Origin of the sequence: Marinobacterium nitratireducens (assembly GCF_014645375.1) — a bacterium.
Taxonomy (GTDB): domain Bacteria; phylum Pseudomonadota; class Gammaproteobacteria; order Pseudomonadales; family Balneatricaceae; genus Marinobacterium_A; species Marinobacterium_A nitratireducens.
Genome location: NZ_BMLT01000002.1, coordinates 155,186 through 167,376, shown reverse-complemented (window position 1 = coordinate 167,376; position 12,191 = coordinate 155,186). Strand labels below are relative to the sequence as shown.

At 62.2% G+C, this 12,191-nt stretch carries 9 protein-coding genes; 7 read left to right on the top strand and 2 right to left on the bottom strand.

Annotated features, from left to right (window positions below; all coding sequences use genetic code 11):
• Nucleotides 1-15 precede the first annotated feature (15 nt).
• Both IEX85_RS03730 and hsdR read right to left on the bottom strand, forming a co-directional pair.
• Entirely contained in the window at nt 16-498 is a 483-nt protein-coding gene (locus IEX85_RS03730; protein WP_188858453.1) for an HNH endonuclease, read from the bottom strand.
• Nucleotides 498-2,897 (bottom strand): EcoAI/FtnUII family type I restriction enzme subunit R, encoded by a 2,400-nt coding sequence (gene hsdR / locus IEX85_RS03725; RefSeq protein ID WP_188858445.1) that lies wholly within the window; start codon nt 2,895-2,897, stop codon nt 498-500. Before hsdR ends, IEX85_RS03730 begins: the two co-directional genes overlap by 1 nt.
• Before the next feature lie 916 nt (nt 2,898-3,813).
• On the opposite strand from hsdR, the gene IEX85_RS03720 reads away from it, so the two are divergent.
• From IEX85_RS03720 to acuI, 7 genes are all read left to right on the top strand, one after another.
• Complete coding sequence (locus IEX85_RS03720; protein WP_188858443.1) at nt 3,814-4,212, top strand: hypothetical protein; 399 nt, start codon at nt 3,814-3,816, stop codon at nt 4,210-4,212.
• Between the two features lie 77 nt (nt 4,213-4,289).
• On the top strand, nt 4,290-5,510 hold the full coding sequence (locus IEX85_RS03715) for a hypothetical protein (protein ID WP_188858441.1): 1,221 nt from the start codon (nt 4,290-4,292) through the stop codon (nt 5,508-5,510).
• 75 nt (nt 5,511-5,585) lie between these two features.
• Complete coding sequence (locus IEX85_RS03710; RefSeq protein ID WP_188858439.1) at nt 5,586-7,202, top strand: hypothetical protein; 1,617 nt, start codon at nt 5,586-5,588, stop codon at nt 7,200-7,202.
• Between the two features lie 175 nt (nt 7,203-7,377).
• Nucleotides 7,378-7,935: an alkyl hydroperoxide reductase subunit C gene (ahpC, locus tag IEX85_RS03705; protein WP_444543275.1), complete on the top strand. Its 558-nt coding sequence runs from the start codon at nt 7,378-7,380 to the stop codon at nt 7,933-7,935.
• A 148-nt stretch (nt 7,936-8,083) separates the two neighbouring features.
• Nucleotides 8,084-9,655, top strand: a complete 1,572-nt coding sequence (gene ahpF / locus IEX85_RS03700) for an alkyl hydroperoxide reductase subunit F (RefSeq protein WP_188858435.1) — start codon at nt 8,084-8,086, stop codon at nt 9,653-9,655.
• 175 nt (nt 9,656-9,830) lie between these two features.
• Nucleotides 9,831-10,469, top strand: a complete 639-nt coding sequence (gene acuR, locus IEX85_RS03695; protein ID WP_188858433.1) for an acrylate utilization transcriptional regulator AcuR — start codon at nt 9,831-9,833, stop codon at nt 10,467-10,469.
• 342 nt (nt 10,470-10,811) lie between these two features.
• Entirely contained in the window at nt 10,812-11,795 is a 984-nt protein-coding gene (gene acuI, locus IEX85_RS03690) for an acrylyl-CoA reductase (NADPH) (RefSeq protein WP_188858431.1), read from the top strand.
• Nucleotides 11,796-12,191 lie beyond the last annotated feature (396 nt).

The window sequence follows — 12,191 nt, the reverse complement described above, 5'->3', positions numbered from 1 at the left end:
TTCCTCGATACTGCTTCAACTACCGGCTTTGGTGCGTCTGCCGACGTCTCTCAGACGCTCGACCGCCTTGGTAAATTGTTGATTGATAATGTCAAACTCGTCGTCGCAAAGGGCCGACAGTTCGGGGGACAATAGCGGAGAGCCCTCGTTCTGCTCGACCCAGTCGTAGATCCTTTTCAGGCGCTGGCTGAATAGTGCCTTGTCGTCGCCGCAACAGACTGCCAGATACTCCTGCCAGTCCAGTTCCCGTTTCATATCTCCGTTGCAGCGGCCACAGGTCAGCACCAGATTGCAGAGCCGGTTCGAGCCACCCGCAGACTCGGCAATCAGGTGATCAAGGTGGGCCTGGCGACCGTGCCGAGTCATTTGATAGCCACAGTAGGCGCAGGCGTGGCCGAAGTAGTGCCAGATGGTTTCCTTCTCCTGCCGAGACGGCGGCGGGTCCACCAGCGCTTTCAGGCTTCTCTTGATTGCATTGCGCGCCTGCGAGGGGCTCATCAGCCCGCCTCCTGCCCGTACAGGGCCCGCTCCAGCCCCTGCAGCGCTTCCTGAAAGCCCGGCTTGCCACCGAACGCCCGGATCAGCTCTGGCCCGGTGCCCAACTGGTTGAACGGGGGCAACTGCAGGATCTTGATATCCTCGATATGCTCGATGCCGGTATCGGCGTACTTGTCGAGCAGCGCCTCCAGCACCTGCCTCGCGGTGCCGTCGTAGCGGGTGAAGTAGTTGCGCTTCCTGACGTTGTCGGCCCGCTCCCGCCGGCTCAGCGGCGGCTGATCATAGACGATATGGGTGATGAGGTCGAAAGCGTCCAGCTCCGCGCCGAGCTTCTTTTTCACCGACTGCTGCAGGTCGTCCCAGAACACACCCTGTTCCGCCAGCTCGTCGATGATCACTTGCTTGCGCTCGGTGTCGGACCAACGGCGCAGGAAGTCCTTGAGGCTGGCGTACTGCTTTTTCACGCAGCTCCGGGTGTAGTCGGTGAGCGATTCGGTGATCAGCTTGCCGTCCGGCCCCAGGAACTGCACCCGTTCGGCCAGCACCTTCACCGGTTCGCCCTTGACGAAGAACTTCTTCGGCGCCTCGGACGGGTCATCGGGGAAGGTGGCGGCAGCGCCGTGCGCTACGGCTGGGTCCCAGTTGCCGGTATCGTCCTCGATGCCACCGACAGGCTCGCCGGGTTCGTTATCGGGCGGCATGGCCGGGTCTTCCGGGGACGGACTGTAGACCTGTACCGGGTCGCCATCGAAATTCGGATCGGCGAACAGTTCAGTCGCCTTCTTGAAGTCCATGATGGTGAACCAGTGCTTGCCGTAATCCTCGTTGATGCGGGTGCCACGCCCGATGATCTGCTTGAACTCGGTCATCGACTGGATGCGCTGGTCCAGCACCACCAGCTTGCAGGTCTGGGCGTCGACACCGGTGGTCATCAGCTTGCTGGTCGTGGCAATGACCGGGTAGGGCTCTTCGGGGTTGATGAAGTTGTCGAGCTCCGCCTTGCCCTCGACATCGTCGCCGGTAATGCGCATCACGTACTTGCTGCTCTCCCGCATCCGCTCCGGATTCAGGTTGGCCAGCGCCTGGCGCATGCGCTCGGCATGGTCGATGTTGTCGCAGAAAACGATGGTTTTCTGGAACTCGCCGCTCTGCTGCAGGAACTCGGTCACCTTCATCGCCACCAGTTGGGTGCGCTCGTCGAAGACGATATTGCGATCGATGTCCTTCTGGTTGTAGATGCGGTCTTCGATCAGGTTGCCGTGCCTGTCCCGCTGTCCCTTGCGCGGGCGCCAGCCCTGCAGGTCGAGGTCGAAGTCGATGCGCACGACCTTGTAGGGCGCGAGGAAGCCGTCCTCGATGCCCTGTTTCAGCGAGTAGGTGTAGATCGGCTCGCCGAAGTAGTCGATGTTGCTGACTTCCTCGGTTTCCTTCGGTGTGGCAGTCAGGCCGATCTGGGTCGCGCCCTCGAAATACTCCAGGATCTCGCGCCAGGCCGAATCGGCGCGGGCGCTGCCACGGTGACACTCGTCGATCACGATCAGATCGAAAAAGTCCCGTGAGAACTCTTTGTAGACGTTCCGTTCTTCCTCGTTGCCCGACACCGCCTGATAGAGCGAGAGGTAAATCTCGTAAGACTTGTTGATCTGGCGCTTGGCGATCTTGGTCATCGCCTGGCCGAAGGGCTTGAAGTCGTTGTTCTTGGTCTGGTCGACCAGGATATTGCGGTCCGCCAGGAACAGAATCCGCTTCTTCTGCCGCGCCTTCCACAGCCGCCAGATGATCTGGAAGGCGGTGTAGGTCTTGCCGGTCCCGGTGGCCATCACCAGCAAAATGCGATCCTGGCCCCGCGCCACGGCCTCGACGGCGCGGTTGACCGCATTGATCTGGTAGTAGCGCGGCGTGCGGCCGGAGCCGTCGTCGTAGTAAGGCGTTTCGACCGTTTCCTGGGCATCGCCGGCAAGCCCCTTGTGCCGGCAGTACCAGTCCCAGAGTCGCTCTGGCGAGGGGAAGTCGCCCAGACCCAGCTCGGTTTCCACCTGTCCGCTCAGGCCGGTGCGGTCATGGAACAGAAAGCCGTCGCCGTTGCTGGAAAACACGAAGGGCACGTCGAGCGCATCGGCATAGCCCAGCGCCTGCTGCATCCCGGCCCCGAGGCTGTGGCTGTTGTCCTTGGCCTCGATCACCGCCAGCGGCTGGTTTTTCTGCAAGTAGAGAATGTAATCGGCCCGGCGACGCTCGCCGCGGCTGTGCATCCGGCCGCGCACGATGATGCGCCCGTCGGTGAACGAGACCTCCTCGCGCACCTGGCTCTGGATATCCCAGCCGGCTTGCTGGATGGCGGGCGTGATGTATTTGGTGCAGATGTCCCTTTCTGACAGGGCTTTCTTGTTGACCGACATGTCGAATCCTTTGACTGGTCCAAGAGTAAAGCCTAACTCCGGCTAACCCGCATCATACTACCCGACCAGGGCAGGTGCATCAGCACAGGCCCCCGACTGGCAGTCAGCCAAAACTCGCACACCTTAGCTCAAACTTGTACCGACCCGTTCCGGTTTGGCCCCTCCGCTTCACAAGACTGCAACAGTTCCCCGCGATAATGCCGACCGTTCTAACCCCCTCGGGGACTTACAGCCGCACAAGCAAACGAGGCAGTCAGGATGGAGTCGAAATTACCCGGCAAGCGCCACGCTTCTGTTGATAGAGTCTGCTGCGCTCCTCTCGTGGTCCGTCTCTGGCACCGGCTCCTGCAGTGGGGCCTGCAGGCGCTCGAAGAGCACAATGAGCTGTGCCGGTGGGAGCAGGAGAGCGAGAGACCGGTTTCACGCTATCGTTAACCGCTGTTACAAGACAGCTTCCCTTTCCGATGGCCCCGCTCCAACCTAGGATCTGTCGCTCCCAGGCGCCTTGCTGCCAATCCCCGTGCAGCACATAACATTTGCACCCCTGTTCTCCGCGCCGCTTCACACCCTGTTATGGCCAGCCACGAACCCGCAAAATCACCGTCACGATCGATTTGCCAGCGGCAGAGCAGCGAGACCGGTCGCCGTCGCAGCGCTCGCACCGTATCGCGTTACCTGAATATTCGTTGATCTGTGTCAGCTGACCCGCATCCGAGGCTGGATGTTTTCTGAGCGGCAGCGCAATATTCGGACTACATTAGATTTCATGAATAAATCACGATGCGGCTGGCAGCCATCCAATGCATCTGCCGGATTGGCCTGGACGAAACAGGCCAGCAGGACATTGCAACGATTGCCTTTTCGCTCTCCTGGAAAAGCAGAAGAGCCGCTACTTCAAGGCTGAAGGAGCCGGAGGATGAAGATATCTCTTACCACCGCGCTGCTGCTCGGTTCTTTGCTGGCATCGACCAACCTGCCGACAATCGCCGCGGAACAGGATCGCGATCGAGACCGCCTGCAATCAAGGGATCATCTGCTCGACCCGGACAGACAGCGCCTGCAGCAACAGGACCGCATCGACGGCTGGAACCTGATGACCGAACAGGAGCGTCGACAGTATCGCGAGCAGATGCAGCAGCTCGAGACCCAGCAGGAGCGCGAACGTTTTCGCGATCAGCAGCATGAACTCATGATGCAACGGATGCGCGAACAACCGCGCAATATGAGCCCATCGAAACGCCAACAGATGCAGAACAACTCTCCCCGGAAGGGCGGCAACGGCCCTGGTACCGGCGGTGGCAAAGGCAGGCACTAGGGATCCGGCTGAATCAGGCACATACCTGAGAAGGGCGGAAAGCCCTGGCTGGCAAAAGGATACAAAGGAGCAAGTCGATGACGAAGAAACCCGTATATTCATTGCTGAGTGCTGCTGTGGCGATCGCGCTCATGATGGGAACAGCTCAGGCAGCACCCGACGGGGGCGGAGGCAAGCCCGAAAACCCCGGCAGCAACGGTCAGGGCAAACCCGGCGAAAACCCCGGAGGGGGTGGCGGCAAGCCGGATAAGCCGGGGCGCGGCAAGGGCGGGCTCTATTCCGACCTGCTCATTCTGAACCGCTCGGATAACGGCCTGCCGATCTTTTCCGGCGTACCGGCCGGGACCGAAGAGGAGGGCGAAGCCGTCGGGGAGCCCGTCGCCTGTCTTCAGCCTGTTACCGCAGCGCCTATCGACGACGGGGAAAACGGACCTATCGACCTGTACGCGGAGAGTCTGGTGCCCCAGCTGAGCAACCCGCTGACCAATGCCGCGAACGGGAAATCGGTATCGCCGGTACCTCTGGGCGGAACCGGTATCGCAGGCGAAGAGTGCGATGTAGCGACGGACTTCGTCGACTATCCTCAGGAAGTGCTGTTCGGCCGACTCAACCTCGGGCGCGCACCGACCCAGGTGCTGAAACAGCAACTCAGCGACGTAACCGATGTGCTGTCGGCGGCCTCGCAGCTCAGCCTGGACCACGCCGGGCGCCTGGTGGCTGACGGTGTCGCCATCGACTCACCCGGGCAGAACCTCGCCATACACGCCGAGCTGCAAAAATTCGGCGGGCTGAAGGCGAAGGATCAGACCGCTATCGTCTTGCCGGATCCGGGAATCTCGGGCTTTAGCTTCCTCGATATCGCCGCCTCGGCACTGGGCGCGGCCGCCGACAAGGGCGGACTGGTGAACCTCGATCTCGTGGTCTACGACAACCGTATTCTGAATATCCCCAACCTGACGCAGTACGACACCCTCACGGGCGACGGTGCGATCGGTGAAGCCGGCGAAAAGTACATGGACTACAGCGGATACCAGTACAAGCGATCGGACACCTATCCGGGCTGCGTGCGCGGCTATTTCATTGAAGGCGAAACCACTGTGCCCTTCCACGGCTCGCTGATGCACTACGTTTTCGGTGATGCCGACTTCGAAGACGACAACGTATTCGCCTTCGCCACGGCCGCAGATGACGCCCGCCGGGTTATCGCCTTCGTCCACGACAATATCGTGACCAATGTGGACAGCATCGGCCAGCACACCGAGGTTATCTGCAACGCGCCAACCCCTGCAACCCCCTGATCGCACGGCCCCGGCGCATCGTCCCGGCAGGGGCGATGCGTACGCCGGCGCGGCCTGCCCGATAAGGAGCCTGCCATGAATACGGGCCCGATACTCAAGTTAGTCTCGATAATGCTGGCCACCTCGGGTCTGCTCGCATTCCCGCCGGCGCAGGGTGCCGACAACGACAAAGGCCGCCCCGGCTGGCGCACCGTCGTCAATCAGAACGACGTCATGCCCGGGGCGCCTGCCGGGCAAACCTTCAACAGCTTCAATCAGCCGTCGGTCAACGCCCGCGGCATTGTGACCTTCCGGGCCCGCAGCCGTGGCGGGTCGCCGGGCGGCCATCCCCTGCACGGCATTTTTGCCCGCGACATGGGCAGAGGGGCGCCGGCGTTCCTGCTGGCCGATACCCTGACGCCGGTTCCGGATCCCAACAATGCAGGCACCGACTTCAATGAATTTCCGGCCTTTCCCCGCATCGCAATGCGCTCTGCCAATATCGCCTCCCGCGGCAATCATCCGCCCGTCTGGGTCTACGCCGATACCCGGGCCGGTACAGCCGGTATTTACGCCAGGCTATCGGCCAGGGGCGACAACGGCGACCTTGTAACCGGCGCTGCGAAACTGGGCGCAGTACCCGGTTTCGAATTCCTCGCGGTACCGGGCTATCTGGATCCGCTGCCGTTCGACGTTTTTCCCGGAGCCCCGGCGATCACCGACGATGGCGTGATCGCCTTCAAGGGCAATTACACCGACAGCACCGCCAGAACCGGAGTGTTCTTCAGGCCACTGGACGCTGCCGCCGAGGGTGGTGCGGCGCCGGTGATGCCCATCGCCGACTCCGGTACCCCGCTGCCCGATCCCGGCCGTTGCGCCCCGGGCACAAGGTTCGGTTCGACGGCTCCGCCAAGTGCCGTGACCGGAAGCCTGGTGTTCGTCGGGCTCGACAACGAGGAGCAGCCCAGCTGCGGCGGGCTCTACCGGGCTCCGCTGGCCGCAAACCCGGCCCTCAGGACGCTGGTCAGCCTCGAGACCAGCGTGCCGGGCAGCGAAGGGCAGACATTCAACCGGCTCGGCGAAGCGCTGTCTTACGACGGCCGCTTCGTCACCTTCTGGGGCGCCTGGGGTGATGCGACGCACTCACTGCAACTCGACTGTCCGAGGGAGGGCAATAAGGAGCGGATCGCCTACTGTCTGGCGGCGTTCGGTGACGGCTACGAAGTCGAGATACCGGCGAATCAGGGTATTTTCCTGCTGGATATCCGTCGCGGTCTCCTGAGCCGGATCGCAGACACCGACAGCGACTTCAGCAGCTTCCTGTACTGGAATTTCTCGGGACGGGTACCGGGAGGAGGCGGTGAAGATGACGGCGAATTCGCCCGCTGGCGGGTATCGAGCTTCGCGGCAGTGTCGGGGAGCGGCGGGGCGGCAAGGGTCGTGTTCAAGGCACACAGCGACAATGGCAATTCCGGCGGGCTCGATGGCCTCTATCTGGTGCGTCACCCGGGTCGTGTGCCGATGCAGATGCTGTTGCAGGCCGGTATGCCGGGCAGCCTGCTGGACGCCGAGGCGCCGGCCGGGGCGACTGTGACCGAAATCGGTCTGGAACGGGACGGATACCGCGGTAACTGGCTCGCCATCAGCGCAAAAATGGCCGTCGAGGGTGAGGATGAGGACGGCATGGCCGGTATCTACGTTATCCATCCCTGAGCCGTTGGCCGCAGCGGCTCAGGCTGTACCGTCCTGTCCAAGCGAAACTTGATAGCTAATTACTATACATCTATTTAAATCAATTAATTTCAACAACAAATCGTCAGGCTCTAACATGGCTCCTGTTCTCAAGACACATGCCAACCCAAGGAGCTAGACACAGATGAGCCAGTCTCTGATCAACACCGAAGTCAAACCCTTCCAGGCCACTGCGTTCCATAACGGCGAATTCGTCGAAGTCAACGAAGCCAGCCTGAAAGGCCAGTGGTCGGTGTTCTTCTTCTACCCGGCCGATTTCACCTTCGTCTGCCCGACCGAGCTCGGCGACCTGGCGGATCACTACGAAGAGCTGAAGTCCCGTGGCGTCGAGGTGTACTCGGTCTCCACCGACACCCACTTCACCCACAAGGCCTGGCACGACACCTCCGAAACCATCGGCAAGATCCAGTTCCCGATGATCGGCGACCCGACCGGTGCCATCACCCGCAACTTCGGTGTGATGATCGAGGAAGCGGGCCTCGCCGAGCGTGGCACCTTCGTCATCGATCCGGAAGGCAAGATCCAGATCATCGAGATCAACGCCGGCGGCATCGGCCGCGACGCCAGCGAACTGGTGCGCAAGATCAAGGCTGCCCAGTACGTCGCCGCCCACCCGGGTGAAGTCTGCCCGGCGAAGTGGAAGGAAGGCGAGGAAACCCTGGCGCCGTCCCTGGACCTGGTCGGCAAGATATAAGACGAGGGATGGAGTCCGGTAACCCCGTTGCCGGACCGTCACTCAGAGATGGGTTACACGACGGCCGATTTTCCAGAAGGTCTGTTTCCCCGCGCGGGAGCGTCGTTTCACCCATCCTGCAAACCATCTTTACCGGAAGGACATCCCGATGCTGGACGCGAATCTGAAGAAACAACTGGCAACCTATCTGCACAACATCGTTACGCCGGTCGAGCTCAGCCTGTCGCTCGACGACAGCGCCAAGGCCCGGGAGCTGTCCGCACTGGCGCAGGATATCGTCGCACTCTCCGACCAGGTAAGCCTCGGTGAGAGCCAGCCCGGCTCGGGCCGGGCACCGAGCCTTGGCATCGCCCGGGCCGGAGAGACCCCGCGGGTCGAGTTCGCCGGCGTGCCGATGGGCCACGAATTCACCTCTCTGGTACTGGCGCTGCTGCAGACCGGCGGACACCCGTCCAAGGCCGATGCTGCGCTGATCGACCAGATCCGCAACCTCGAAGGCGAGTACCGTTTCGAGACCTATATTTCGCTGTCCTGTCAGAACTGCCCGGACGTGGTCCAGGCGCTGAACCTGATGGCGACGCTTAATCCGAACATCAGCCACGTGATGATCGACGGCGCCCTGTTCCAGGACGAAGTCAGCGAGCGCAACGTCATGGCCGTGCCCTCGGTCTACCTCAACGGCGAGCCCTTCGGCCAGGGCCGCATGACGCTGTCCGAGATCGTCAACAAGGTCGATACCGGCGCCGCCGAGCGCCAGGCCAGGGCGCTCGACGACAAAGAGCCATACGACCTGCTGGTGGTCGGGGCAGGACCCGCCGGCGCCGCTGCGGCGATCTACGCCGCGCGCAAGGGCATCCGCACCGGCCTTGTCGCCGACCGTTTCGGCGGCCAGGTGATGGACACCGTCGGCATCGAGAACTTCATTTCGGTGAAAGCCACCGAAGGCCCGAAGCTGGTCGCGAATCTCGAACAGCACGTGCTCGACTACGATATCGACGTCATGACAGCGCAGAAGGCCGGCAAGCTCAGCCGCAAGGAGCTGGTCGAGATCGAGCTCGAAAGCGGCGCCACGCTAAAGAGCCGCTCGGTGGTACTGGCGACCGGTGCCCGCTGGCGCGAACTCAACGTACCGGGCGAGCACCAATACCGCGGCAAAGGCGTGGCCTACTGCCCGCACTGTGATGGCCCGCTGTTCAAGGGCAAGAAGGTCGCGGTGATCGGCGGCGGCAACTCCGGCATCGAGGCGGCAATCGACCTGGCCGGTATCGTCGAGCACGTCACCGTGCTGGAGTTCGGCGACAGCCTGCGCGCCGACGAAGTGCTGCAGCGCAAGGCGCGCTCGATGAAGAACATCGACATCGTCACCCGGGCCCAGACTACCGAAGTGCTCGGTGACGGCCAGCGCGTGACCGGCCTGCGCTACACCGACCGCGCCAGCGGCGACAGCCACGACGTTGCGCTGGCCGGCATCTTCGTGCAGATCGGTCTGATCCCGAACACCGAGTGGCTCAAGGGTGACATCGAGCTGAGCCGCCACGGCGAAATCGAGATCAACAGCCGCGGCGAAACCTCGGTGCCGGGCGTCTTTGCCGCGGGCGATGTCACCACCGTGCCGTTCAAGCAGATCATCATCTCGATGGGCGCCGGCGCCACCGCTGCACTGGGGGCCTTCGACTACCTGATCCGCGAGTCGGTAGAGGCGGACGAACAGGCCGCCTGAAACGGAATCAAGTCTCTCTTTTGCTCATCCCTCTATGAGTCAGGGTCCTTCGGGGCCCTTTTTTTGTTTCTTTGCAGATTAGCGGGAAAACGTAATTCGTAGGTTGGGCCAATGATTTCACACTGATTAGCGAAGCAGTTTGTATTTTATAGACGGCCGGTCTAATATATTCCGCATGACCGAATCCATTGCCAGACCACGCCGCGGCCGACCGCCAAAAACAGACCGCAGCTTCGACGATACCCGCGAGGCGCTGTTGCGACAGGGCATGGCCGTGCTCACCGAGCAGGGCTTTTCCAGCGCCGGCATCGACGGAATTCTCCGGGCCGTCGGCGTGCCCAAGGGCTCCTTCTACCACTACTTCGCGAACAAGGAAGCGTTCGGCCTGGCGGTGCTCGAGCGCTACGACGCCTACTTCGCAGCCAAACTCAGCCGCAATTTTCAGGATGCGGATCAGCCGCCGCTGGAGCGCCTGCGCCGGTTCGCCGACGAGGCCTGCGCGGGGATGGCAAGACACCGGTTTCGTCGTGGCTGCCTGGTTGGCAACCTCGGCCAGGAGGTCGGTCTGCTGCCACCCAGCTTCAGAAACCGGCTCGGCGAGGTCTTCGCCCACTGGCAGCGCCTGATCGCCGCTCTGCTGCGCGAAGCCCGCGATTGCGGCGACCTCGCCGCCGATGCCGACTGCGATGCCCTGGCGGAATACTTCTGGATCGGATGGGAGGGTGCCGTGATGCGGGCACGACTGAGCGCCGACGGCGCACCACTCGAACGCTTTATCGAGCTGTTCATTGCGGGACTGCCGCAGAACTCTTGAGACATGCCATGCAAGATAAAAGGTTTATCGCACTTTTGAAGGAATAGGTGTTTCGTAGAATGGGTGGAACGACGCCTTGATACCTTGTATCCGTCACTGATGCTGCCGGGGCATCGCGCAACCCATCACGGGAACTCAGATCGGCACTATGCATGCCAGAGTCATTGATGGGTTACGCCGCGTCAGATTCGGTAGCCGCGAAAAACGTAGCGCCAATGCGGCTCCACCCATCCTACAGTTTGATCACCTGGCTTCACGTCAATCTGCCAAGCAACAGATAAAAGCACCGCGGAGATCCGACAGCCGCATTAATTAGACGACCGGTCTAAAATGGAGGTAACGATGTTCAAAGGCATACTGATCGACAAGACCGAAGCCGGCTACAGCGCCAGCTTCGCCGAACTCGACGATGACCGCCTGCCCGAGGGCGACGTCACGGTGCGCGTCGAGTACAGCACCCTGAACTACAAGGACGGTCTCGCCATCACCGGCGAAATGCCGGTGGTGCGGCAGTTTCCGATGGTGCCCGGCATCGACCTTGCCGGCGTCGTCGAGTCCAGCGAAAACCCCGACTTCAAGCCGGGCGACCGGGTCGTGCTCAACGGCTGGGGCGTCGGCGAAGTGCACTGGGGTGGCCTGGCGGAAAAGGCCCGCCTCAAGGGCGACTGGCTGATCCCGCTGCCCGAAGGCCTCAGCAGCCGCCAGGCGATGGCAGTCGGCACCGCCGGCTACACCGCCATGCTGTGCATCCTGGCGCTGGAGCGCCACGGCGTGACGCCCGATGACGGCGATATCCTGGTGACAGGCGCCAACGGCGGCGTCGGCAGTTTCGCGGTGTCACTGCTGTCGAAACTCGGCTACCGGGTCGTCGCCTCCACCGGCCGTCCGCAGGAGGCCGACTACCTCGGGTCCCTGGGCGCCTCCGACATCATCGACCGCAACGAACTCTCCGAACCCGGCAAACCGCTGCAGAAGGAGCGCTGGGCCGGCGCGGTCGACTCCGTCGGCAGCCACACGCTGGCCAACGTCTGCGCCGGAACCCGCTACGGCGGTACCGTCGCGGCCTGCGGCCTGGCGCAGGGCATGGATTTTCCGGCAACCGTGGCGCCCTTTATACTACGCGGTGTAACGCTGGCCGGCATCGACAGCGTGATGTGCCCCAGGCCACGGCGTCTGGAGGCCTGGCAACGGCTGGTGCCGCTGCTCGACCTCGAGGCCCTCGACGCCATCGCCACCGAGATCGGCCTCGAGGATGCCATCGACACCGCGGGCCAGCTGCTCGAGGGCAAGGTGCGCGGCAGGGTGGTCGTGAAGGTTGCGGGCTAGGCGATAGACGGTACGAGCTCGCTCGCGGAGCGAGCTCCTACTGATGCCTTTTCTGATCCGTGCCGAATGACGCCAATCGATCTGCAATACGATCGATATTGCGGGTTCCCTGAAAACCGCGCCTGCGTAGTCGGGATTTCCGCCATCCATGGCGGTTACGCGATGCCCAAACGAAACAGATAACATCACGCAGGTGCCAATGCATCGCTAGACTTACCCTCCAGCCCGGACGTCATACATCGATTGTAGGTTGGGTCTAGCGACGAAGTCGCGTAACCCAACACCGGGATTCACGGAACGTAAAATGCCAACCGACACCAATCGATCTGTACTGCAATCGATATTGCGGGTTACGCGATGCCCATACAGCGAGGAAACCGATCAAATTCATCGGGA